This is a genomic window from Janthinobacterium sp. GW823-FHT03B06, assembly GCF_058796955.1.
In genome coordinates this window covers 365315-389993 of sequence record NZ_JBXAJE010000007.1, presented here as the reverse complement: position 1 = coordinate 389993, position 24679 = coordinate 365315, and the positions used below count along the sequence as shown (strand labels likewise).

Genomic DNA, 24679 nt, shown 5'->3' with positions numbered 1-24679 from the left:
TTAAGCCTGGCCAAGACGGACCGGCCCCATTGCCTGCATGGCATCGCCGAAGCGGACGAGCTGTATGTGCTGGAGTCAGAAAAGGGCGCGCGGCATCTGACGCGTCCGGCGCGCCGCCGTGGCGGCCATGCCCGCCGGCGTGGCATTTCCAATGAGCAGGTCTGCATCCTGATGGCGCGCGACCGTACGGGACAAACCCTCGATTTCGTCACCGGAAAAGGGGCGCTGACGAAGGCGCAGGTGCACCATTATTTATTGCCCATGATCGACAAGGATATCCTGTTGCTCACCGATGGCCATGCCGCCTATCGCGCCTTTGCCAAGGAAGCGGGGATCAGCCACCAGGCCGTCAATGTGCGTGCCGGCATCCGCGTGCAGGGCGCCGCGCATGTACAGAACGTCAATGCATATCACAGCCGCCTGCGGGCATGGCTACGCTCCTTTCACGGCGTGGCGACGCGCTATCTGCCGAATTACCTGGGCTGGCGCTGGATACTGGACGCCGGGCGCATCCGCTCCCCGGAAACATTATTGAAGGCAACACTGGGAGCATTCCCACATCTGATGGTGACATAGCCTTCTTTATTGCAGATCAAAACAAGAATGGCCCACCCTGCGTATAGAATAGTTGCCACTATTTCCTTACAACAACGTCAGGGTGACCATGCGCATACCTTTCTGCTCCCCCGAAGACCTACCGCACCGCCTCCTGCGCGCAAGGTCACGCCTTCGCGTGTGGAACTGTTCAGGAGCGAAAAATCACCCAAGGAGAAGCTGATGCGCGATTTTCATCCACCGTTGAAAGGCAAGAGCAATGGCCCGGCCAAGGGCGACGCGGCATGAAGCGCTGGCGTGCGCTGACGGCCGTCACGCTGGCCTGCATCAGCATGGCCGCCGCCGCCCATAACTTCCACATGGGCATCGCCGACATCAGCTATAACGCGGCCAGCGGCAGCACGGAAGTGGTCCACACCTACACGGGCCACGACGTCGAGGCGCTGCTGACGAATCTGTACCAGCGCCGGTTCGACCTGGGCCAGGAAGACAGCGAAGCGGCGCTGCGCCGCTATGTCGAAAAACAGTTTTACCTCTTGGGGCCGGACGGCAGGCGATTGCGCCTGAACTGGGTCGGCATGAAGGTCGATGCCGACAACGTGGTGATCTTCCAGGAGATCGAAGGCACGCGCCTGGCCCCCGCCACGCGCATTCATAACCAGTTGCTGACCGACTTCCTGCCCAGCCAGCGCAATACCCTCAACGTGCAGGACAGCGGCAGCATCCAGACGCTGATTTTCGACCGCCAGAACACGGAATGGCCGATCCGCTAATCCCCGGCATACCCATGACGTCACGCTCCCTTCCCCTCCTCCTCGCGGCCCTGTTTTCCGCCACCGCCGCCCACGCCGACGACCTCTTCCAGCGCGTGCTGGTCGACGGTTCGCGCCTGAACCAGCTGGGCGTGGCCAATTCGGCCAACGCGGGCAGCATCACGCAACAGCAGCTCGACGCGCGCACCAGCTACCGGCCCGGCGAATTGCTCGAAGCCGTGCCGGGGCTGATCGTCAGCCAGCATAGCGGCGAGGGCAAGGCCAACCAGTTCTGCCTGCGCGGCTTCAACCTCGATCACGGCACGGACTTGCGCACCACGGTCGACGAGATGCCTGTCAACCAGCGCAGCCATGGCCACGGCCAAGGCTGGACGGACCTGAACTTTTTGATCCCCGAACTGGCCATGCGCCTCGATTACAAGAAGGGACCGTATTCGGCGGCGCAAGGCGATTTTTCCTCGGCGGGCGCGGCGTCCGTCGTCTACGCGAACCGCCTGACGCAAGGCATCGCCAGCGCGGGCATCGGGCAAAACGGCTTTCGCCACGCCCTGCTGGCCGACTCCATCGATGCGGGCGACGGCAGCCTGCTGTACGCGCTCGAAGCGCAGCATAACGATGGCCCGTTCACGCAGCCGGACCGCTACCGCAAGCGCAATGGCGTGCTGCGCTACAGCGAAGGCTATGCCAACAACGGCTTCAACGTCACGGCCATGGCATACGACGCAAGCTGGAACGCCACCGACCAGATTCCGCTGCGCGCCGTGCGCGACGGCAGCTTGGGCCGCTTCGACGCCGTCGATGCCAGCGACGGCGGCAAGGCGCAGCGCTACAGCCTGTCGGGCGCCTGGCGCCAGACGACGGACGACGTGTCGTCCAAGGTCAGCGCGTACGTGATCGCCAACCGCCTGGCCCTGTTCTCGAATTTTACGTATGCGATGGACGACCCGCTCAACGGCGACCAGTTCGCCCAGCCCGACCGGCGCGTGACGGCCGGCCTCGATGCCAGCCACACCTGGCACCGCCACACGGACAGGGGCAGCAGCGACACCACCATCGGCCTGCAACTGCAGAACGACAATATCCACAATGGCTTATACAACACGCGCCAGCGCCAGGTCCTGTCGACCACGCGACAAGACCATCTCGTCGAAACGAGCATCGGCGTGTATGGCGAAAACAGCACGCGCTGGTCGCGATCGCTGCGCACCGTGGCCGGCCTGCGCGCGGATGCCTACCGCTTCGACGTGCGCAGCGACCGCGCCGTCAATTCGGGCACGGCCAGCGACCATTTGTTCAGCCCCAGCCTGAGCGTGATCGCGGGACCGTGGCGCGAGACGGAAGCATATGTCAACATCGGCAACGGTTTTCACAGCAACGACGCGCGCGGCACGACCATCACGGTCGATCCGAAGACGGGCGAGGCGGCTGGCAAGGTCACGCCCCTGGTGCGCTCGCGCGGCCTGGAACTGGGCTTGCGCAGCGCCGCCATCACCGGCCTGCAAACCTCGCTGTCGCTGTACCGCCTGGACTTCGATTCCGAGCTGCTGTTCATCGGCGACGCGGGCGCCACGCAGGCGGGCCGCCCCAGCCGCCGCTACGGCATCGAGTTTTCCAGCTACTACAAGGCGGCCCGCTGGCTGTCGCTGGACCTGGACCTCGCGTATGCGCGCGCACGCTCGCGCGGCAGCGACCCGGCGGGCGACTTCATCCCCGGCGCCATCGAAGGCGTGGCCCAGCTGGCCATGACGGTGACGCCGCCGGGACCGTGGTCGGGCTCCTTGCGCCTGCGCTACTTCGGTCCGCGCCCCCTGGTGGAAGACAACAGCGTACGCTCCGTCGCCAGCGTGGGCTTGAACGGGCGCATCGCCTACCGGATCGACAAGACCCTGCACATGGAAGTGGAAGGCTACAACCTGGCCAACCGGCGCGACGCGGCCATCGATTACTACTATGCCTCGCGCCTGCCCGGCGAAGCGCAGCCCGTGGACGATATCCACTTCCATCCGGTGGAATCGCGCTCGCTGCGTCTGACCCTGGTAAAGAATTTTTAAGTAAACAAGAATAATTCCTGTCGTACTGCACAGGAAACGCCGCGAAGTCGTAGAATGCCAGGCTGGATAAACTGAGACAGGCCGCATTGCGGCCGGCACCGCCATGAGCACTTCCGCACCGATCTTTACCGCCCCGTCCCACGTCAAGGAAGCCTTGCGCGATGACGGCTATGCCGTCCTGCGCCCGCAGGACGTGGCCGCGCTGGCCGGCTGCCCGCTGGACGCGCTGCGCGCGCTGGAACCAAGCTGGGATACCCTGGCGCTGGACAATTACCTGAAGGATGGCGGCCGCTATCGGCGCCGGCGCCATTCGTGCTTCGTGCAGGATGGCGAGCGCCTGACGCAGACGGCGCACCGTCCGCACTGGCAGCCGGTGGAATACAACGCCCTGCACGGCGGCATGCACCGCCTGTTCGAACCGGTCGACCCGGCCATCGTCGCGCAAGCGGCCTGGCAGCAGCTGATTCGCGCACTGGGCGACGCCTGCTCGCAGGTCAAGGGCCGCCAGCCGTGGTTCATCGAGGCGCACCAGTTCCGCATCGATACGACCGACGGCATCGGCCGCCCCACGCCGGAAGGCGCGCACCGCGACGGCGTCGATTTCGTCGCCGTGCTGCTGATCGGGCGCGAACAGGTCAAGGGCGGCGAGACGCGCATCTTCGAAGCGGAGGGCCCCAACGGCAAGCGCTTTACCCTGACCGAGCCATGGTCGCTGCTGCTGCTCGACGACGCTGCCGTGATCCACGAATCGACGCCGATCCAGCCCATCGGCGAACACGGCCACCGCGACACCCTCGTGCTGACCTATCGCGCCGGCCAGTTCCAGGGCGAAAACTGACAGGCGGCCACAGCATTCCCTGTGGGCAAAATAGTTACTTGGAAGTTACTTTTACAGACCTAAATCCGATATAGTCATACGATGTCGATATTGCGCGCTCACCGCGCCCAGCATCACCACACTGAAATCCTAGGAGAGGTCTGTGGACTCCAACAACCAAATCAAGCCTGACGAAATCGAGATCCTGATCGTCGAGGACAGCCCGACCCAGGCGGAGCGCTTGCGCCGCCTGATCCAGTCGCTGCACTATAACGCGCGCGTGGCGGCGAATGGCCAGCTGGCCCTGGCCGCCATCCGCGAGCGCAAGCCGCACCTGGTGCTGTCCGATATCGTCATGCCTGAAATGAATGGCTACGACCTGTGCCGCGCCATCAAGTCCGACCCGACCCTGCGCGACATCCCCGTGATCCTCGTCACCTCGCTCAACGACCCGAAGGACATCATCCGCGGCATCGAGTGCGGCGCCGACAATTTCATCCGCAAGCCTTACGCGGAAGACTACCTGCTCAACCGCATCAGCCACATGCTGATGAACCAGAAGCTGCGCAAGAACCAGAATGTGGAAATCGGCATCGCCCTGTACCTGGGCGACCAGAAGCACTTCATCAATGCGGAGCGCCAGCAAATCCTCGATTTGCTCATTTCCACATATGAACAGGCGGTGCAGGTCAACGGCGAACTGCAGGCGCGCGAACGCCAGGTGATCGAGCTGAACATGCGCCTGGCGCACCATGCGGCCGAACTGGAAACCATCAACCGCGAAATCGCCCTGAAAAACCTGGAACTGGCCGAGGCGAGCCGCATGAAGTCCGCCTTCATCGCCAACATGTCGCATGAACTGCGCACGCCGCTCAACGCCATCATTGGATTCACGGGCGCGCTGCTGATGAAACTGCCCGGCCCCCTGACGTCGGACCAGGACAAGCAGCTCAACACCATCCGCGCCAGCGCGCGTCACCTGCTCTCGCTGATCAACGACATTCTCGACGTGGCCAAGATCGAGGCGGGCAAACTGACCCTGTCGATCGAACCCGTGCACTGCCAGGACCTGATGGCCGAAGTGGCCGACACCCTGCGCCCGCTGGCCCAGCAAAAGGGCCTGGCGCTGGAAATGGCGCTGGGCGAAGCGGGCCGGCCGCCCGCCATCATCGAGACGGACCGCCGCGCACTGACGCAAATCCTCATCAACCTGCTCAACAACGCCATCAAGTTCACGGAACAGGGCACGGTGCGCATCAGCCTGGCCCAGCGCGAGGAAGACGGCGTGCTGGTGACGGAAATGAGCATCGCCGACAGCGGCGCCGGCATCAAGGAAGAAGACCAGGCCAAGCTGTTCCAGGCCTTCTCGCAACTCGATTCCACTTCCACGCGCCACGTGGAAGGCGCGGGACTGGGCCTGTACCTGTGCCAGAACCTGGCCAACGCCATCGGCGGCGCCTTGTTCTTCAACAGCGACTACGGCTCCGGCAGCACCTTCACGCTGGCGCTGCGCAGCAAGGCCTGAGCTTCTGTGCGCCGCAGCATGAAATGCTGTTTTTTTGCCATCAGCAAGAGATGAATACAGTAGTTCTACGGTATTGCACCGCACCATTTTCAGCGCTATAGTGGAACTGTCTCCTCCAATTCGTTCCCTGAACATTGGATTCAGCCCGCGCCAGTTCGCGGGCTTTTTTTTGCCCGCGTTTTACCGCATCTTCATCTTTCCTTAACTAAATCAAGCGATTTAGTTATATCAATCGTTTGAGATATATGATTAAATCTCCGACATGATTGAAAAAAACATTTCCCCAACACCAAGCGCCGACGACGGGCGCAAGCCCCGCTCCGATGGCGAGCAGTCGCGCGAGCGCCTGCTGCATAGCGCCATCCGCCTGTTTGCCGGGCAGGGCTACGCCAAGACCTCCACGCGCGAACTGGCGCAGGCGGCCGGCACCAACGCGGCGGCCATCCGCTATTATTTTGGCGACAAGGCGGGCCTGTACCGCGCCGCCTTCTCCCATCAACTATCGAATCCACAAGACAATATCGCCCTGTACGAGCAACCGCATTTCACCCTGCGCCAAAGTCTGGAAGGCTTTTATGCGCAATTGCTCGCCCCCATGCAGCAGGGAGAAATCGCGCGCGACTGCATGCGCCTGTGGTGCCGCGAGATGCTCGAACCGACGGGCCTGTGGGCGCGCGAGGTCGACCAGAACATCCGTGCCGAACACGAGGCGCTCACGCGCGTGCTGGCGCGCCACCTGGGCGCGCCAGCCAACAGCGACGACATGCACCGGCTGGCGTTTTCCATCGCCTCGCTGGCCCTGCAGCACATGGTGGGCGCCGACGTGCTGCACACCTTGCGCCCGCAACTGCTGGAATCGCCGCACGCGATCGACACCTGGCTGGCGCGCTTGACCGACTACGCGCTGGCCATGGCCGACGTGGAACGCCGGCGCCTGGCCACTCCCCCCTCTACCACTCAACGACAAGCAGAAGGACCAGCATGACGATTATTCGATGCACCGTTCAACGCGCCCTGGCCGCCGGCATCGTGCTGGCGCTGGGCGGTTGCGCCCTGCAAGGGCCGCCCGCCGCGGTGGCCGCCAGCGCACCCGCGCAGTGGCAGGCGCCGCTGCCGCACAACGGCAAGCTGACGGACCTGGCCAGCTGGTGGCAGGGCCAGGGCGACAGCCTGCTGGTGGAATTGATCACCGAGGCGCAACAGGTCAGCCCCACCATCGCCGCCGCCGGCACGCGCATCGTGCAGGCGCGCGCGGACAGCATCGCCAGCGGCGCCGCGCTGGCGCCCAAGCTCGACGCGACGGGCAGCGTGGTGCGCACCAGCCAGCAATCGGCCCAGCCCAGCGGCACCACCTCGCAGGCGGCCTTGCAGGCGTCGTGGGAAATCGACGTGTTTGGGGCCAACCGCGCCACACGCGACGCGGCGCAGGAGCGCTACGGCAGCGCCCGCGCGCTCTGGCATGAAGCCCGCGTCTCGGTGGCCGCCGAAGTGGCGAACCAGTACTACGCCTTGCGCACCTGTCAGCAATTGCAGGCCGTGGCCGAACAGGATGCGGCCTCGCGCCGCGACTCGGCACGCCTGACGGAACTGAGCGCCGGCGCCGGTTTCCAGCCGCCCGCCAACGCCGCCCTGGCCCGCGCCAGCGCCGCCGAAGGCGCCAGCCGCGCCATCGAACAGCGCGCCGCCTGCGACGTGAACATCAAGGCGCTGGTGGCCCTGTCGGCCATGCCGGAAGCGTCGCTGCGCCAGAAGCTGGCGGCCAGCCCTGCCATCCTGCCCTCGCCCTTGGCGATAGCGGAACTGCCGGCGCAAACCCTGGCCCAGCGTCCCGACATCTACAGCGCCGAACGCGAAGTGGCCGCCGCCAGCTTCGAAGTACGCGGCGCGCAGGCGCAGCGCTATCCCCGTCTGAGCCTGGCAGGCTCGATCGGCAAGGGCAATATCCGCGCCGGCGGCACCAGCATCACGGCCAGCACCTGGAGCATCGGCCCGCTGGCCGTCAGCCTGCCCATCTTCGACGGCGGCACCCGCCGCGCCCAGGTCGATGCGGCCACGGCGCGCTACGACGAAGCCGTGGTGAAATACCGCGCCGGCGTGCGCCAGGCCGTGCGCGAAGTGGAAGAGGCGCTGGTCAACCTGGCCAGCACGGACGCGCGCAGCGCGCATGCCAAAACCGCGCTGGAAGGCTACCGCGTGTCGTTTGTCGCCACCGAAGACCGCTACAGGAACGGCCTGGCCAGCCTGATCGAACTGGAAGACGCCCGCCGCACGCGCCTGGCCGCCGAAAACACGGTGGTCAACCTCGAGCGCGAACGCAGCGCCGCCTGGGTGGCGCTGTACCGCGCCGCCGGCGGCGGCTGGAACGGCAGCAGCGCCATCGCCAACAACGCACCTTGACGGATACGACAACATGAAAAAACTGATTTTGACACCCACGGCATTCGCCCTGGCCGCCCTTTGCGTAATGCTGGGCGCGGGCGTGGCCCTGTACCCATCGGCTTCCACGGCAGCCGACGAGGCGAAGGACAAGAAGGCGGCGCAAAAACCCGCGCTGACCGTCACCACGGCCAAGCCGCAGACGGCCAGCCTGCCCATCAAGCTGAGCGCCAACGGCAACGTCGCCGCCTGGCAGGAAGCCGTCATCGGCAGCGAGTCGAACGGCTTGCGCCTCACCGACGTGCGCGTGAATGTCGGCGACGTCGTGCGCGCCGGCCAGGTGCTGGCCGTGTTCTCGAACGACACGGTGAACGCCGACGTGGCGCAGGCCAGGGCCGCCGTGCTGGAAGCGGAAGCCAATGCCCTTGAGGCGGCAGCCAACGCGCAGCGCGCCCGCTCGCTGCAAAGCACGAGCGCCATCAGCGCGCAGCAGATCAGCCAGTACCTGACGGCAGAACAGACGGCCAACGCGCGCATCGCGTCCGCCAGGGCGCAGCTGGCGTCGCAGCAGCTGCGCCTGAAATACACGCAGGTGGTGGCGCCCGACAGCGGCATCATTTCCTCGCGCTCGGCCACCGTCGGCTCGGTGGTGGGCGCCGGCACGGAATTGTTCCGCATGATCCGCCAGGGCCGCCTCGAATGGCGCGCCGAAGTGACGGCCACCGAGCTGCTCAATTTGAAACCAGGGACGCTGGCGCAAGTGAAGGCGGCCAATGGCAGCGTATTGACGGGCAAGGTGCGCATGATCGCCCCCACGGTCGACCCGCAGACGCGTTCCGCCCTCGTGTACGTGGACCTGCCGGCCAGCACGGGCAACCATGCGCCGTTCAAGGCCGGCATGTACGCCAGCGGCGAATTTGAACTGGGCACCTCGGGCGCGCTGACGGTGCCGCAGCAGGCGATTGCCGTGCGCGATGGTTTCAGCTATGTCTTCCGCCTCAATCCCGACCAGCGGGTCAGCCAGATCAAGGTGCAGGCCGGACGGCGCCTGAGCGACCGCATCGAGATTTTAGGCGGCATCACGGCCGACACGACCATCGTCGTCAGCGGCGCCGGCTTCCTCAATGACGGCGACCTGGTACGCAATGTCGCCACCCCGGTAGCGGCATCAACAGCAGCCAAGCCTGCCGCAGCGAAAAAGTAAGGCAAGCCATGAATTTTTCCTCCCTCTCGATCAAGAATCCGATCCCGGCCATCATGCTGTTCGCGCTGCTGACTTTGGCAGGCCTGCTGGCCTACAAGGCCAATCCGGTGCAGGATTTCCCCGACATCGAACTGCCCATCGTCACCGTCAGCGCGGTGCTGCCCGGCGCCGCGCCGGCCCAGCTGGAAACGGAAGTGGCGCGCAAGATCGAAGACTCCGTCGCCACCCTACAAGGCGTGAAAAACATCTACACCAAGGTGCTCGATGGCGTCGTCACGGTGACCGTCGAATTCATCCTGGAAAAGCAGATCGCCGAAGCCGTCAACGACGTGCGCGACGCCGTCGCGCGGGTCAAGGCGGACATGCCGGCCGAGCTGCGCGATCCCACCGTCACCAAGGCGTCCACGGCCGGGCGCGTGGTGCTGACCTTTATCGCCACGGCAAAACCCGGCGTGGACAACCCGCTCGACTCTCCCGACCTGTCGTGGTTCGTCGACAACACGGTCGCCAAGCGCCTCCTGACCGTGCCCGGCGTGGGCGCCGTCACCCGCGTGGGCGGCGTCTACCGCGAGATCCAGGTGGAACTCGACGAGGCGCGCATGGCGGCCTTGAAAGTGTCCGCGCTCGACGTCTCGCGCCAGCTGCGCCTGGTGCAGCGCGAAGCGCCGGGCGGCCGCGGCGACGTCAGCGGCGCCGAGCAGTCGGTGCGCACCATCGCCACCGTCAAGACGGCCGATGAACTGTCGCGCGTGGAAGTGCCGCTGCCGGACGGCCGCCATGTGCGCCTGGACCAGGTGGCCACCGTGCGCGACACCATTGCCGAACCGCGCGCGCTGGCCGAGCAGGATGGCAAGACCGTGGTCGCCTTCGAGGTATTCCGCACCAAGGGTGCCAGCGAAGTGGCCGTCGCCAAGGGCGCGCGCGACGCCATCGCCGACCTGCAAAAGGAAAACCCGAATGTGGTGCTGCAGCAGTCGATCGACAATGCCTTCCCCGTCGAGGAAAACTTCGACGGTTCGATGGAACTGCTGTACGAAGGCGCGCTGCTGGCCGTGCTGGTGGTGTGGTGGTTCCTGCGCGACTGGCGCGCCACCCTGGTGGCCGCCGCCGCCCTGCCCCTGTCCGTGATGCCGGCCTTCCTCGGCATCTACTGGTTCGGCTACACGCTCAATACCGTCACGCTGCTGTCGCTGGCGCTGGTCGTCGGCGTGCTGGTCGACGACGCCATCGTGGAAATCGAAAACATCGAGCGCCATCTGCGCATGGGCAAGTCGCCCATGGAAGCGGCCATGGAAGCGGCCGACGAAATCGGCATGGCGGTGATCGCCACCACCTTCGCGCTGGTGGCCGTGTTCCTGCCGACGGCCTTCATGAGCGGCATTCCCGGCCTGTTCTTCAAGCAGTTCGGCTGGACGGCCGTGCTGGCCGTGCTGGCCTCGCTGGTGGTGGCGCGGCTGCTCACGCCGATGATGGCGGCCTACATATTGAAACCGCTGCCGCACAAGGAAGAACAGGACGGCTGGCTGATGACGCGCTATCTGACGGTCATGCGCTGGTGCCTGAACCACCGCGGCATCACGGCCATCGCCGCGGCCCTGTTCTTTGTCGGCGCCATCGCGCTCGTGCCGCTGCTGCCGACCGGTTTCGTGCCGGCCGCCGACCGCGCGCAGACGCAGATCAACCTGGAACTGCCGCCCGGCTCCACCCTCGGCGAAACGCAGGCCGTGGCAGCGCTGGCGCGCGACGCGGCCATGCGCACACAAGGCATCCAGGGCGTCTTCAGTTCGATCGGCGGCGGCTCCAGCGGCGACGCCTTCGCCCCCGGCGCGGCGGCCGAGGCGCGCCGCGCCGTGCTGACCCTGACCACCGTGCATCGCACGGAGCGCAAGGAATCGATGGCGGACCTGGAAACGCAGCTGCGCCACAAGCTCGATACGATCCCCGGCGCCCGCTTCACGGTGGGGCCACCCGACACGGGCGTCAAGATGCAGCTGGTGCTGCGCTCGGAAGACCCGGTGGCGCTGATGGCCGCGGCGCAAAAGGTCGAGCGTGAACTGCGCGGCCTGAAAGGCATCGGCAACGTCAATTCCAGCGCCTCGCTGGTGCGTCCGGAAATCATCGTGCGCCCCGATTTCGCCAAGGCGGCCGACCTGGGCGTGACGGCGGCAGCCATCGGCGAGACCGTGCGCGTGGCCACGGCCGGCGACTACGACACGGACCTGACAAAAATGAACCTGCCCGAGCGGCAGGTGCCGATCCGCGTCAAGCTGCCCAACAGCGTGCGCGCCGACCTGGCCGCCATCGAGCGCCTGACCGTGCCCGGCAAGAATGGCCCCGTGCGCCTGGCGAACGTGGCCACGGTGACGATGGAAAGCGGCCCGGCGCAGATCGACCGGTTGAACCGCAGCCGCAACGTCACCCTCGACGTGGAACTCGGTTCGCGCACGCTCGGCGAACTGAATGAAGAAGCGCGCGCGCTGCCGTCGATGAAGAATCTGCCGCCGTCCGTGAAGATCGCCGAACTGGGCGACGCGCAGGAAATGGCCTCGCTGTTCGCCAGCTTCGGCCTGGCCATGCTGATCGGCGTGCTGTGCATCTACTGCGTGCTGGTGCTGCTGTTCAAGGACTTCATGCAGCCGGTAACCATCCTGGCGGCGCTGCCGCTGTCGATCGGCGGCGCCTTCGTGGCGCTGCTGATCACGGGCAGCGCCCTGTCGATGCCATCGATGATCGGCCTGATCATGCTGATGGGGATCGTCACGAAGAACTCCATCCTGCTGGTCGACTATGCGATCCTGGCGCGCCAGGCCGGCATGAACCGCTTCGACGCGCTGGTCGACGCCTGCCACAAGCGCAGCCGGCCCATCCTGATGACGACGATCGCCATGGGCGCCGGCATGATGCCGCTGGCGCTGGGCTGGGGCGCCGACCCCAGCTTCCGTTCGCCGATGGCCATTACCGTCATCGGCGGCCTGATCACCTCGACCTTATTGAGCCTGCTGGTGGTGCCGGCCGTGTTCACCTACATCGACGACCTGGAGCACCTGCTCAAGCGCGGCATGGCGAAACTGCGCCGCCAGAAGGCGCCGCTGCGGCGCGATGACAGGGTGGCGCTGGAAAAATAAGCGCCAAGGCTGATTGCAAAAACGCCCCCTGCGGGCAAGGAAGCGAGGGACGGGCCGCCAGGCCGCGCTCCCTCGCTTTCATCTATCTGGCATACTGCGCCCATTCTCCATGACCGCAATCTGCCCTGCCTATGAATTACCGCACCCCGCTCGTCCTGCTGATGGTCTCCGCACTGCTCGGCGCCTGCTCGGACAAGACCACCCCCGCCAACGCCGGCCTGGCAGCCGACGTGGCAGCCGCCGTCCCCGCCGCCGCCGATGCAACGGCATCGGCCGAACACGTGCCGCCGCCGTCCGCCACCGCGCCCAGGACGGAAGCGATGAACACGCCGCAGGCGCGCGAGCGCGAAGCGACCATGATGCGCGCCGTCTTCGGCAAGGCCTACCGCGACGACAGCGACGATGCGCTGGCCGACCTGCCCGATCCGGACAACCACGTCGACAAGCTCAGTTACGTGGTCAGCGCCGTCAGCCACAAGCTGCTGCCCGATGGCAGCGCCATCCTGGTGGCGAATGCGGAAACGGCCAACACGGAAGGCACGGCCGAATCGGCGCATGCCTCGCCGGGGCTGCTGAATGTCTTTTTCCTGGCGCCCAAGGGCACGCCGGAAGACGGCCAGTGGCAAGTCGTGAAACGCCTGGAAAACATCGCCGCCCTGGGCTCGTCGGGGCAGCTCGGCGAAGTCCACTGGGTCATGCTGGGCGCGAACAAGCCGGGACTGGCGATCCGCTACGGTTATACGGGCCAGGGCTACACCATCACGCAACTGGCCCTGTTTGAAATCGGCGACGGCAAGGTCACCTCACTCGATGGCGCCATCGATCTGTACTCGGACAATATGGGGGCCTGCGGTCCTGAAACGGACGAGTGCTGGATGGTCAAGGGGAACTGGCGCTTCGCGCCGGCGCGCAATGGCGCCGCCTACGATGACTTGCTGATCGACTTCAAGGGCGCCTCCGAAAAGATCAAGCCGGGCGTCAAGGTCAAGCCGGACGAAGACCCGCCGCGCATCGCCACGCCACTGAACGGCCACGCGCGCTATGGCTTCGACGGCAAGGGGTACAAACTGCTTGAAGGGAAGAATCCAGTGCCTGGCGTGTAAGCGTATCCGCGCCAGGCACCGGCAAGCCAGCTAGCGGCGTGCGGCCTCCAGGCGCGCCAGCAGCGGCGCATACATCGAACGCGTATGGCTGCTCCAACGGGCCATGGCGCTGTCGATATCGAGCAGCAGGCGTTCCGACAGCACCTTGTCGCCCTGCTGCAGCGCCCAGATCGCGCACTCGGCACGGCACTCGAAGCTGTTGTAGCGCGTCAGCGCATCGTCGAATTCCGCCTTCGCTTCCACCTGGCGCCCGCTTTGCGCCAGCGCGCGCGCCGTCAGCAGGGACACCATCTCGGGACGGAAATGGATATCCGTGCGGCGGATGAATTCCAGGTGCGTCAGCGCTTCGGCGCCGCGCGCGCATTCCAGATAGGCGCGCGCCGCGCCCAGGCGAATTTCCAGGTCCGATGAAAACGCACCCCGCAGGCAGGCTTCGTACGTCGATGCCGCTTCCTGCGCATCGCCCGCCTCCAGCTGCGCGCTGGCCAGGCGCATCTGGTTTTGCGCCGTCGGCGTGTACTCGAAAGCCGCTTTCGCCTCGCGCAATTCGCGGTTCGGATCGAGCACCTGCACGGCCACCGAAGCGACCTTGCGCGCGCCTTGCGGCAGGCGCGAATTGGGCAGGTAGATGGCGAAAAAATACACCACGCTGCCCAGCAGCGGGAACATGAATAAAATAAGCAGCCAGTACAGCTGCTGCCCGTTGCGCACCACGTGGATCGCAAAAAATACCGCGATCAGGATGTGGATGCCTATGCCAAAAATCGTCATGCTGCGACCTCGTTCGTTCGTGACGGGAGCAGCTGGCACGGCGCCGCCGCTTTCCCTGCTCAGAATATTACACTGGCCGCACCGTGCACACGCATCTATTGCGTCTGGGCCGACCAGCCGCCGCCCATGGCCCGATACAAGTCGACGGAAGCGACGAGGATGCGCGTCTTCAGCTGCAGCAGCCCCACGTCGGCGCTGTACAGGGTGCGCTGGGCGTCGAGTTCCTCCAGGTACGAGGCGTAGCCATTGCGGTAGCGGTTATGCGCGATGCGCAGGGTGTCTGCCGCCGCGGCGCGGCGCGCGTCGTTTTCCACGGCTTGCTGCTGGAGGCGGTAGAGGGCGCCCAGGCTGTTCTCCGTTTCGGCGAAGGCGTTGCGCACCACGTTTTCATATGCGTACACGAGCTGGTCGCGCTGCGCGCCGGCCGCATCCGTCTGCGCCTGCACGCGCCCGCCATCGAACAGGGGGCCGGCCGCCAGCGCCGTCAGACGCCACAGGGCGGCGGGCGCATGCAGGAAATCGGTGAGCGTGGTCGCCTGCCCGCCGCCCACGGCCGTCAGCTTGAACGAGGGCAGCAGCTGGTCGCGCGTGGCGGCCAGGCTGGCGTTGGCGGCCGCCAGGTTGTGTTCCGCGCGCGCGATGTCGGGCCGCCGGCGCAGCAGTTCGGACGGCAGACCGGCCGGCACGCCAGGCGCCGCCAGCCCGGCCAGCGGCAAGCCGCGCGCGATGGGGCCGGGATTGCCGCCGACGAGGATGGCCAGCGCGTTTTCCTGTTCGAAGATCTGCCGCTGCAGCTGCGGCACCTGCTCGGCCGCCGCATGGTATTCCGATTGCGCCTGCAGCCATTCCAGGCGCGAGCTGTAGCCCACCTCGAACTGCTTGCGCGCCAGCTCGCGCGACTGTTCGCGCAGCTGCAGGGTCGATTGCGTCAACTCCAGCTGCGCGTCGAGGCCCCGCAGATTCAGGTAACTGGTCGCCACGCTGGCGGCGATCGACAGGGCCGCCGCATCGAGGCTGGCCTGCTCGGCGCGGTAACTCTCGCCGGCCGCGTCGCTCAGACTGGCCAGCCGGCCCCACACGTCGATTTCATAGCTGGCCTGCAATTCGGCCTGGAAGACATTCGTCACATACGGCTTGCCGCTGGACGCCAGGGTGCGCGTGCGCGTGGGCGAACCGTCGAAGGCCAGATTGGGCGCGCGGTTCGCGTCGGCCTGCGCCAGGCGTGCGCGGTATTCCTGCACCCGGGCGCGCGCCACGCGCAAGTCGCCATTGCGCGCCAGCGCCTCGCCCACCAGGTCGCTCAAGACCGGATCGCCGAAGGCTTGCCACCACAGTTGCTCGACATGGGCACCCGGCGCCGCAGGTGCGCCGATCGCTTGCGCGCGCCAGCCGGACGGCAGCTGCAGTGCCGATGCGGGCTGCGGCGGCGCGTTGGCGGCGCAGCCGGCCAGCGCCAGCGCACCGGCCATCAGCAGGTGACGGCGCTTCATGGCTTGGCCTTCTTCGGTGCAGGCGGGGGCGCCGGGTTGTCCGCCGAGTCGTTCAGCACGGCCGACGTGTCGACGCTGACCACCACCGACATGCCCGGCACGAGGCGGCGCGCATTCGCCTGGCCCGGATCGATGCGGATGCGCACGGGAATGCGCTGGGCAATTTTGAGGTAGTTGCCCGTCGCGTTATCGGCCGGCAGCACGGAAAACTCGGACCCGGTGGCCGGCGAGATGCGCTCCACCTGGCCCGTCAGCACGGCGCCGTCGAGCGCGTCGACGTGGAAGGTGGCGCTTTGCCCTTCCTGCACGCCGTTCATCTGCGTTTCCTTGAAATTGGCGATGACCCACATCTGGCGCGGCACCAGCGCCATCAGCTGCGCGCCCGAATTCACGTAGGCACCCTGGCGCACCGTCACCTGGCCCAGCTGGCCGTCGGAGGGCGCCACGATGCGCGTGTTATCGAGGTCGATCTTCGCCGCCTTGACGGCCGCCTGCGCGTTGGCCACGGCAGCCTCCAGCGCCTGCTTGTTGACCACCACGGAATGCACGCTTTGCTGGGCGATATCGAGATTGGCGCGGGCTTGCGCCAGCGCGGCCGCCATCTGCGCCTGCGTGGCGCGCGACTGGTCGTGTTCGCGCTGCGACAGCGAACCGTCGGCCACCAGCTGCTCCACCCGGCTCAAGTCCGCGCTGGCCTTGCGCGCCTGCGCTTCCGCGTTGGCCAGCGCCGCCTCGCTGACGGAAATGCCCGCCTGCGCGCTGGCCTTCTGCTGCGCCCAGTTCGACAGCGCCGCCTGCTGCGCGGCCAGCTGGGCCTGCGCCTGCTCGTAGCGCTGCTGGTAGATGCGGTCGTCGATGCGCACCAGCAGCTGGCCTTCCTTCACATCCATGAAGTCCTGCACCGTCACTTCCACCACATAGCCCGACAGCTGCGTGCCGATGATGGTCACCTGCCCCCGCACGGTGGCGTTTTCCGTCGTCACGATGGGACTGGTGAACGGCGGCAAACGCCACGCATACAGCACGATCAGCACGCCCACCAGGGCCACGGCCGCAAAGGCCAGCGCGGACAGCCACTGGTGGCGCCGGTCCGGCTGCGGCGGCGTGCTGCTGGCCGCGGGCGCGGGTGGCGCTGCGGGTGCGGATGGCAGTGCAGGCGTCGGTACTGGCGGCGGCGGGATGTTATTTTCTGTCATTGCTCGGTTCCGAATTGGTAATGGGGACGATGGCCATGGCCGTCTGCGCATCGCGCACGGGGCCGACCAGGCGGCGCGCGCCGGTGGTGATGCGGGTCCAGAACTGGCTGACCAGCATCCAGATCAGGGTGGCGACGGCGACGCCGGCGATCATCAAAAAGACGTCGTTGTAGGCGAGGACATTGGCTTCGCGCGTGGCGACGGCGCCCAGGCGGGCCACGCCCTGGGCGCTGCGCAGCGCCGGGTCCGTCAGCACGCCGCCATAGCTTGCGGCACCGGACTGTACGCGCGCGGCCACCTGCGGGTCGAGCATGGTGAGGTGCTCGACCAGATAGCTGGAATGGTATTTTTCGCGCGCCGTCTGGATGGTGCCGACGATGGCCGACCCGAGCAAGCCGCCCAGGTTCTGCGTCATGGTAAACATCACGGAAAAACTCACCAGGTTGCGCGGTTCGGCGATCACGGCGCCCATGCCGGCCACCATGGTGGGACCGAGGAAATACGTGCCGCCAAAGGCCAGCAGGAACTGGCTGACATACATGTTGACGGGGCGCGTCTGGCTGGTGGCGTGCGCGTCGATCAGGGCGCCGGCTGCGATCAGAAGCAGCGCGAACATCAGCGAGCGGTTCAGGGTGGCCGGATTGATCGTCAGCGCGCTGACCACCAGGCCCGCCACGCTGCCCAGCAGGACCACGATGAACAGGTTCTGCATCTGGTCCGTGTTCAGCCCCAGCGCCTGCAAAAAGCCCACGGCGCCCGTCGATTCGGACAGCACGATGCGAAACAGCAGCACCGATAAAAACAGCTTGGCGATCTTGCCCGTGGTGAGCCAGCGCGTGTTGAGCAGCGGGCGCGCGCGGTTATGCTCGATGGCCAGCGAGGCGGCGATCAGCACGATGGAGCCCGCCAGGCACACGCCCACCCACTCCGATTCCATCCACCACGCCGTGCGTCCCTGCGCCAGCACGGCGCACAGCAGGGCCACGCCGGGCGCGAACAGAATAAAGGTGAGGAAATCGAGCGGCTCGAACGTCTGCACGCGGTCGCCGGGCGGCAGCTTCAGGGCCAGCACGCAGCCCAGCGCCAGCAGGGCCAGTCCCAGCTCGAACAGGTACAGGCCGTGCCATTCGCCGATCTGCAGCAGTTCGGACGTGAAGATGCGCGCCAGCGGCAGCGCCAGCTGGGCAAAGCCCAGGCCCAGCACCACGCCTTTCAGCCGGTGCCGCGCGGGAAACGCCTGCAAGGTGTAGTACAGCCCCAGCACGCCCAGCGCGCCGCCCACCATGCCATGCGCGGCGCGCACGGCGATGGCCGACGGCAAGGTATTGGCATACAAGTGGGCGAACGTCACCAGCGCATACAGCACCAGGAACGCTTCCGTAAACAGGCGCAGGCCGAACTGCTGGCGGAACTTCACCAGCAGCAGATTCATGGACACGATGGTCATCACGTAGGCGGCCGGCAGCCACTGCATCTGGTAGGCATAGGCGGCCAGCGATCCTTGCAGGTTCAGCAAATTGGCCGTCACCAGGCCGTTACCGAGTCCCCCCGTCAGCGCGACGATCAGGCCGACGATGAAATACGCGACACGCTTGGGCGTCGAATGTTCGGGCATCGATGGCGACCCGGGCAAGGTCGGGCGTTCGCCCGGCCCCCAGGTGCGAGGTGTGTACTTGTCCATGCGGTAATCGCGATCCGGTTTGCTGAAGCCGTTCTTTGCTGCAGTGATAGAAATAGTTGCAAATGAACAGTTCTAGTCAGCAGCATATCATCGCAGGACGTTTTTCTTGTTTACATTGTTGCGCACTGTTGCGCACGGTTACGCCAACGGGGCAAGCCAGGCCTGCCCCGCTGACGCTCATGCGGGCATCACACGCGGGGCGGATCCGTTTCGCGCGCAAACGCCCGGTGCGCGGCCAGCGCCTTTTTAAAGGCCGCCACGCCTTTCGCCACGTCGCCCGCCGGCACGACGATGATGGCGGGGTCCGGCTTGCCGTCGGGCAGGGTCACCGGCACGCCAGCCTTGTCCAGCAAGCCCTTGCCCGCACCGATGGCCAGCATCGGCTTGCAGTGCCGGTATTGCAGGCGCAGGAAGTCGAGCGCGTTCGCGTCGCTGCCCAGCTGCTGCACGGCGCCCTGGCCATCCGGTATCACGACGGCGTCGAACAGCACGGACGGTCCCGTTTCGAGCGAGATTTCCACGTCGAGCGGCGCGCCGCCGCTCGTGTCGACTTTCCCCAGATGGCTGCCCACGAGGCGCGGCACGGCGCCCTCGGCCAGCAAGGATGCATAGATGTTGCGCACCTGCGCCCCATCGCTGCCCGGCCCGACGAGGATGGCCACGCGCAGGGTATGGATGCCCGTCTTGCCGGGGCGGAAAAAGAGCGACAGGGCCGGCGACGGCGGATACGCAGGAATCGGCAGCATGGACACGGGCGGCATGACGGGCGGCAGCGCCAGGCCAAGCGCATCGGCCAGGCGCTGCGCCAGGGTCTCGTCGACATTGCGCAGCATGGCGACGATGCGCTTGCGAATCGCCACCGTCTGCACCTTGCTCAGTTCAAAGCGGAACGCATGCACGATATGGTCTTGCTCGACCGGCGTCTGGCTGATCCAGAACAGCCGCGCCTGGCCATAGTGCTCGGCGAATTTCTCGGGCTTGCCGCGCACCTTGTCGCCCTCGGCGGAGGCGGGAAAACTGTTGAAGCCCCTGGCGCCGGCCTGGAACGGGCAGCCGCCGGCCAGCGAATTGGGCTCGTACGCGACCCGGCCCCGGTTGATGGCCTGGCGGTGGATGCCGTCGCGCTGGTTGTTGTGCACGGGTGCCAGCGGCGAGTTGATGGGGATTTCATGGAAGTTGGCGCCGCCCAGGCGCGTGATCTGCGTGTCGATATACGAGTGGATGCGGCCCTGCAGCAGCGGATCATTGCTGAAATCGATGCCGGGCACGATGTGCGCCGTGCAAAAGGCCACCTGCTCCGTCTCGGCGAAAAAATTGTCGGGATTGCGGTTCAAGACCATTTTCCCGACGGGTATCAGCGGCACCACCTCTTCGGGAATCAGCTTGGTGGGGTCGAGCACGTCGAAGGGAAACGCTTCGGCCTGCGCTTCCGTGAAGACCTGGAACGACAGCTCGTATTCGGGATACTCGCCGCATTCGATCGATTCCCACAGGTCGCGCCGGTGGAAATCGGAATCGGCGCCGCTGATCTTGACGGCTTCGTCCCACACGAGCGAGTGCGTGCCGGCCATGGGCGACCAGTGGAATTTGCAGAACACGGACTGGCCCTTGGCGTTCACGAGACGGAAGGTGTGCACGCCGAAGCCCTGCATCATGCGGTAGCTGCGCGGGATGGCGCGGTCGGACATGACCCACATCAGCATGTGCGTGATTTCCGGCGACAGCGAGGCGAAATCCCAGAAGGTGTCGTGCGCGCTGGCCGCCTGCGGCATGCCGTTGTGCGGCTCGGGCTTGACCGCATGGACCACGTCGGGAAATTTCATCGCATCCTGGATGAAGAAGACGGGGATGTTGTTGCCGACCAGGTCCCAGTTGCCCTCGTCCGTATAAAACTTCACGGCAAAGCCGCGCACGTCGCGCGCCGTGTCGGTCGAGCCGCGCTCGCCGGCCACGGTGGAAAAGCGCACGAAGACGGGCGTGCGCTTGCCCGCCTTGGCGAACGGCGCGGCGCGCGTCAGCTTGCTTTGTTCCTTGTAGCATTCGAAATAGCCGTGGGCGGCCGAACCGCGCGCATGCACGACGCGCTCGGGGATGCGCTCATGGTCGAAATGCGTGAGCTTTTCACGCAGGATGAAATCTTCCATCAGCGTGGGGCCGCGCAGGCCCGCCTTCAGCGAGTTCTGGTTGTCGCCCACGGGCACGCCCTGGTTGGTCGTCAGCACGCAGCCGCTGTCGTCGCTGCGGGCGCCATCGAGCGAGCTATTCAGCGCATTCTCGCCCAACGCGGGCTGGCCATCGCCCGTCTTCGGCGACGCTAGCGTTTCGCCCGTGGTGCTGGCCGTGGCCAGCGGTTCGCCGGCCGCCACATGCACGCCTTCGATCGGCGTGCGCGCCGCCTCGCCATACTGGCCATCTTCCTTGGGATTGTCGGCCATGGCGGCGGACAGCTGCTGGCTGGCGGCCGTCTTTTGCAGCAGCGCGCGGGTCACGTCATTGTCCGTGCCCAGGCTGTTTGGCGCATTGCTGTCGGATGGGCCGGACATGCTGCTCAATACGGAACCCGCACCGTCCGTGGACGGCGTTTTCTTGGTGGTAGCCATTACATCTCCTGTGAGTAGTTTGCCCCGGGAAGTAACGCTACAACTCCCTCATTCAGCGCACGAACAGGGCAATCAAAATAATGATGGGAATAGGTATGCCAATCAACCACAACAAAATGGAGCGCATCATCACTCTCCTTTACTGCTTGCTACTACCTTGTGTGCGTGGGCGCTGGCCCTCTCCGCCATGACGGCGAAGGGAACAGCGCCCACGACAAATGCTTCCAGGAAGGCGTAAAACTTATTTACGCGAACCCAGCAATTTCGACAGGCCATAGCCGGCCGCGGCCGCAATCAGCAGGGACATGGCCGGGCGCTCGCGCACATAATCGCGGCCCGTTTCGCCAGCGCGCTGGCAGGCGACGCCCAGTTGCTTGCCGCGCGCCATCAGGCGCTCCGAGGCCTTGCTGACGGTGTCGCTGACTTGCTCGATGCGGTCGCCCACCTGGTCCACGCTGTCATGGGCGCGCGTGGCGACCTTGTCGGCCAGAGGCTGTGCCTGGCTAGCCACCTTGTCGATGGTGCGGTGCAAATCCTGGCGGGTATCCTGGGCGGTGCCGTTCATCTCGGAGCTGGTTTTTTCAATCGCGTTCATGATGGTTTCCTTTAATAGTGAATAAATCAACCATGCTCGATGCCGTGACCGAATCATGATTCTCCTCGCTTCTGGGAAAAAGAAGCGGCTAAACGCTGCCGGGCTGAGCCATATCAAACACTGGATCAGCAGCAAGCTGTTGGCACTACCTTAACCGCGCCCGCCGCGCGCCACCGTGCGCTGCCACACCTTGAGGCACAGACTTAAATTCCTGATGGAAATAACAATCCCCGCCGGCCTGGTGGGGCGGACGGGGATCGGGGTGAAATGGTGTTATTTAGGCGTAGGTCGGGTTAGCGGAGCGTAACCGACACATCGTTGACATCACCGCTTACGCCCGCAACCGCGCATCGAGCGAATAGCGTCCCGCGCCACTGATGGCAATGGTGCCGAAGACGATGATCAGCAGCCAGCCGAACTGCCCGTCGGCGATGCTCCAGTCCGGATGCACGAGCAGCATCGACACGCCCAGCAGGAACAGCAGGGGCAGGCAGGCCAGGCGCGTCAGCAGGCCGGCGGCGACCAGCAGCGGGCAGACGATTTCCGCGAACAGCGCGCAGTACAGGGTGACGGCGCGGCCCAGGTGCAGCGGGTCGTCGATGTGCGCCAGTTCCTCGGAAAAATGCAGCAGCTTGGGCAAACCGTGCACGTGCAGCACCAGCAGCGCGCCCGCCACGCGCGCAAACAGCAAGCCGGCATCGGGTAAAAAGGGGCCGGCCAGCGCCGCCATCCAGTGTTTCTTCATCTTCGCTCCAGTGGAAAAGGCAAGCGGCGCGGCGCGCCGCCGCCAGCCATCATAGGCAGGCGGAAGACCCGGCGCGACTGGTCTTTTGGCAGAGGCGCCGGCGCGCGCGAAGGCCTAGACTGGCCGCTGCCATCACTGGTCCAGGCCGTAAGCGGCCCATCCCCCATCCCCGAAGGAAAGCATCATGTCGAAGAAAATCGAAGCCGAAGAAGTCAATTCCCGCCGCAAGCTGCTCGTCAGCGTCGCCGGTGTCGCCGCCGGTGCGGGCCTGCTGGCCGCCGGTGGCGCCAGCGCCGCCGCCAAGCCTGCCGCTGCTGCCGCCGCCGCGCCGGGCAAGCTCACCGTCAACAAGGTCACCGTCAAGGACGGCACCGTCATCCATTTCAAGGACTGGGGCACGGGCACGCCCGTCGTCTTCAGCCACGGCTGGCCATTGCAGGGCGACGCCTGGGAAGACCAGATGATGTTCCTGGCCAGCCACGGCTACCGCGTGATCGCGCACGACCGCCGCGGCCACGGCCTGTCGAGCCAGCCATGGCAGGGCAATGACATGGATACCTACGCCGACGACCTGGCCACCCTGCTCGACGCGCTCGACATCAAGGGCGCGACCCTGGTCGGCCATTCGACGGGCGGCGGCGAAGTGGCGCGCTATATCGGCCGCCATGGCGAAAAGCGCGTGGCCAAGGCCGTGCTGGTGGGCGCCGTGCCGCCGCAGATGGTCAAGTCGGACACCAATCCCGGCGGCTTGCCGATGTCCGTCTTCGACGGCATCCGCGCCGGCGTGCTGGCCGACCGTTCGCAATTCTTCAAGGATCTGACCGTGCCCTTCTTCGGCGCCAACCGTCCCGGCAACAAGGTGTCGCAAGGCATGCGCGACACCTTCTGGCTGCAGGGCATGCAGTGCGGCATCAAGAACGCCTACGATTGCATCAAGCAGTTTTCCGAGACGGATTTCACTGCCGACCTGAAGAAAATCTCCGTGCCGACCCTGGTCGTGCACGGCGGCGACGACCAGATCGTGCCGATCGACGCTTCCGGCAAGGCTGCGGCCAAGCTCATCAAGAACGCCAAGCTGGTCATCTATGAAGGCGCGCCGCACGGCTTGCCGGCCACCCACAAGGACCGCCTGAACGAAGACTTGCTGGCCTTTATCAAGTCCTGACCCTCATCCGCTCCGCGCACCGTCGGCCCGCCCGGCGGTGTTTCCCGCCCCTGCCTTGCAAAAAAACCGTCCGCCTCCCCCATTCGTATAAGTGCCCCGGCGACGATGCCATGCATACTTGTTGCAATGCGGCATACGCCGCGACAGCGACAGGAGCACGGCGATGGCCAGCATGCATTATTTACCTCAGCAGCAAGACCCCGGCCTGGCACCGGCCCAGCGCATGGGCGGCATGGGCGGCATGGGCGAATTTGCCGCATCGGTCGCGCACGAGGTGCGCCAGCCGCTGGCGGCTATCGCGCTCAATGCCGATGCCGCCTTGCGCTGGCTCGACCACGATCCGCCCCGCCTCGACGAGGCGCGCGCGGCGCTGGCCCTGGTCGCCAGCGCCGGTAGCCATGCCAGCGCCGTGCTGCGCAGCGTGCATGGCCTGGCCTGCCATGCGCCGGGCAGCCATGTGCAGTTTGTCGCCGACGACGCCGTACAGGAGCTGCTGCCGCTGCTGCGCGCGCCGCTGCAACGCCACGCCATCGACCTGCAAACGCGGCTGGCGCCGGGCCGCCCGCTGCTGCATGCCGACCCGGTGCAATTCCGGCAAGTCCTCCTGAACCTGCTGATGAACGCCATCGAAGCCCTGCAGGGCACCCGTGGCCGGCCGCGCACGGTGCTGCTGTCCTCGCGCCTCGATGAGGGCGTGCAGCATTTCAGCATCGCCGACAATGGCGCCGGCATCGCGCCGCAGGCAGCCGGCCGCCTGTACCACGCCCTGTATTCCAGCAAGCCGGACGGCATGGGCATGGGCCTGGCCATCTGCCGCCGCATCCTCGACGCGCATGGCGGCCGCCTGTGGCATGCGCCCGGCGCGCCCCATGGCACAGTCTTCCACTTCACCCTGCCAGCACCATGA

The 24679-nt window shown here is 66.0% G+C and carries 19 protein-coding genes; 12 read left to right on the top strand and 7 right to left on the bottom strand.

Annotated features, from left to right (window positions below; translation table 11 throughout):
- The 10 genes from AC1RBA_RS22895 to AC1RBA_RS22850 form a co-directional block, all read left to right on the top strand.
- Positions 1 to 576: IS1595 family transposase (locus AC1RBA_RS22895; protein WP_492419901.1), on the top strand; the 576-nt coding region annotated here is incomplete at its 5' end.
- Between the two features lie 263 nt (positions 577 to 839).
- A complete protein-coding gene (locus tag AC1RBA_RS22890) occupies positions 840 to 1328 on the top strand; it encodes a DUF6702 family protein (RefSeq protein WP_492419900.1) in 489 nt (162 codons plus the stop codon).
- A 14-nt stretch (positions 1329 to 1342) separates the two neighbouring features.
- Positions 1343 to 3379 carry a TonB-dependent receptor gene (locus AC1RBA_RS22885; protein ID WP_492419899.1) on the top strand — a complete coding sequence of 679 codons (2037 nt, stop codon included), beginning with the start codon at positions 1343 to 1345 and terminating at the stop codon, positions 3377 to 3379.
- A 103-nt stretch (positions 3380 to 3482) separates the two neighbouring features.
- Complete coding sequence (locus AC1RBA_RS22880) at positions 3483 to 4217, top strand: 2OG-Fe dioxygenase family protein (protein WP_070223489.1); 735 nt, start codon at positions 3483 to 3485, stop codon at positions 4215 to 4217.
- A 142-nt stretch (positions 4218 to 4359) separates the two neighbouring features.
- Positions 4360 to 5721 carry a hybrid sensor histidine kinase/response regulator gene (locus AC1RBA_RS22875; protein ID WP_070310347.1) on the top strand — a complete coding sequence of 454 codons (1362 nt, stop codon included), beginning with the start codon at positions 4360 to 4362 and terminating at the stop codon, positions 5719 to 5721.
- A gap of 262 nt (positions 5722 to 5983) precedes the next feature.
- The gene (locus AC1RBA_RS22870) at positions 5984 to 6706 is read left to right on the top strand and encodes a CerR family C-terminal domain-containing protein (protein ID WP_070223491.1); all 723 of its coding nucleotides are present in this window, start codon (positions 5984 to 5986) and stop codon (positions 6704 to 6706) included.
- On the top strand, positions 6703 to 8118 hold the full coding sequence (locus AC1RBA_RS22865) for an efflux transporter outer membrane subunit (protein ID WP_492419898.1): 1416 nt from the start codon (positions 6703 to 6705) through the stop codon (positions 8116 to 8118). Before AC1RBA_RS22870 ends, AC1RBA_RS22865 begins: the two co-directional genes overlap by 4 nt.
- Positions 8119 to 8131: 13 nt before the next feature.
- Positions 8132 to 9301 carry an efflux RND transporter periplasmic adaptor subunit gene (locus AC1RBA_RS22860; protein WP_492419897.1) on the top strand — a complete coding sequence of 390 codons (1170 nt, stop codon included), beginning with the start codon at positions 8132 to 8134 and terminating at the stop codon, positions 9299 to 9301.
- An 8-nt stretch (positions 9302 to 9309) separates the two neighbouring features.
- Positions 9310 to 12426 (top strand): efflux RND transporter permease subunit, encoded by a 3117-nt coding sequence (locus tag AC1RBA_RS22855; RefSeq protein ID WP_121670336.1) that lies wholly within the window; start codon positions 9310 to 9312, stop codon positions 12424 to 12426.
- Positions 12427 to 12557: 131 nt separating this feature from the next.
- Entirely contained in the window at positions 12558 to 13529 is a 972-nt protein-coding gene (locus AC1RBA_RS22850) for a hypothetical protein (RefSeq protein WP_492419896.1), read from the top strand.
- Between the two features lie 30 nt (positions 13530 to 13559).
- Here AC1RBA_RS22850 and AC1RBA_RS22845 read toward each other — a convergent pair whose 3' ends face one another.
- From AC1RBA_RS22845 to AC1RBA_RS22815, 7 genes are all read right to left on the bottom strand, one after another.
- Positions 13560 to 14300, bottom strand: coding sequence for a hypothetical protein (locus AC1RBA_RS22845; RefSeq protein ID WP_492419895.1), 741 nt, complete (start codon positions 14298 to 14300; stop codon positions 13560 to 13562).
- Positions 14301 to 14395: 95 nt separating this feature from the next.
- The gene (locus tag AC1RBA_RS22840; protein ID WP_492419894.1) at positions 14396 to 15790 is read right to left on the bottom strand and encodes an efflux transporter outer membrane subunit; all 1395 of its coding nucleotides are present in this window, start codon (positions 15788 to 15790) and stop codon (positions 14396 to 14398) included.
- Positions 15787 to 16986, bottom strand: a complete 1200-nt coding sequence (locus tag AC1RBA_RS22835) for an HlyD family secretion protein (RefSeq protein WP_492419893.1) — start codon at positions 16984 to 16986, stop codon at positions 15787 to 15789. Before AC1RBA_RS22835 ends, AC1RBA_RS22840 begins: the two co-directional genes overlap by 4 nt.
- Positions 16973 to 18667: an MFS transporter gene (locus AC1RBA_RS22830; protein ID WP_070287897.1), complete on the bottom strand. Its 1695-nt coding sequence runs from the start codon at positions 18665 to 18667 to the stop codon at positions 16973 to 16975. The genes AC1RBA_RS22835 and AC1RBA_RS22830 overlap by 14 nt, the downstream gene beginning before the upstream one ends.
- A 188-nt stretch (positions 18668 to 18855) precedes the next feature.
- The gene (locus AC1RBA_RS22825) at positions 18856 to 21267 is read right to left on the bottom strand and encodes a catalase (protein WP_492419892.1); all 2412 of its coding nucleotides are present in this window, start codon (positions 21265 to 21267) and stop codon (positions 18856 to 18858) included.
- Positions 21268 to 21508: 241 nt separating this feature from the next.
- Positions 21509 to 21862, bottom strand: coding sequence for an ElaB/YgaM/YqjD family protein (locus tag AC1RBA_RS22820; protein ID WP_230502386.1), 354 nt, complete (start codon positions 21860 to 21862; stop codon positions 21509 to 21511).
- 331 nt (positions 21863 to 22193) lie between these two features.
- Positions 22194 to 22607: a DoxX family protein gene (locus AC1RBA_RS22815; protein WP_230502384.1), complete on the bottom strand. Its 414-nt coding sequence runs from the start codon at positions 22605 to 22607 to the stop codon at positions 22194 to 22196.
- A 184-nt stretch (positions 22608 to 22791) separates the two neighbouring features.
- Here AC1RBA_RS22815 and AC1RBA_RS22810 point away from each other — a divergent pair, with 184 nt between their 5' ends.
- Both AC1RBA_RS22810 and AC1RBA_RS22805 read left to right on the top strand, forming a co-directional pair.
- A complete protein-coding gene (locus AC1RBA_RS22810) occupies positions 22792 to 23772 on the top strand; it encodes an alpha/beta fold hydrolase (RefSeq protein ID WP_492419891.1) in 981 nt (326 codons plus the stop codon).
- 163 nt (positions 23773 to 23935) lie between these two features.
- Entirely contained in the window at positions 23936 to 24679 is a 744-nt protein-coding gene (locus tag AC1RBA_RS22805; protein WP_121670341.1) for a sensor histidine kinase, read from the top strand.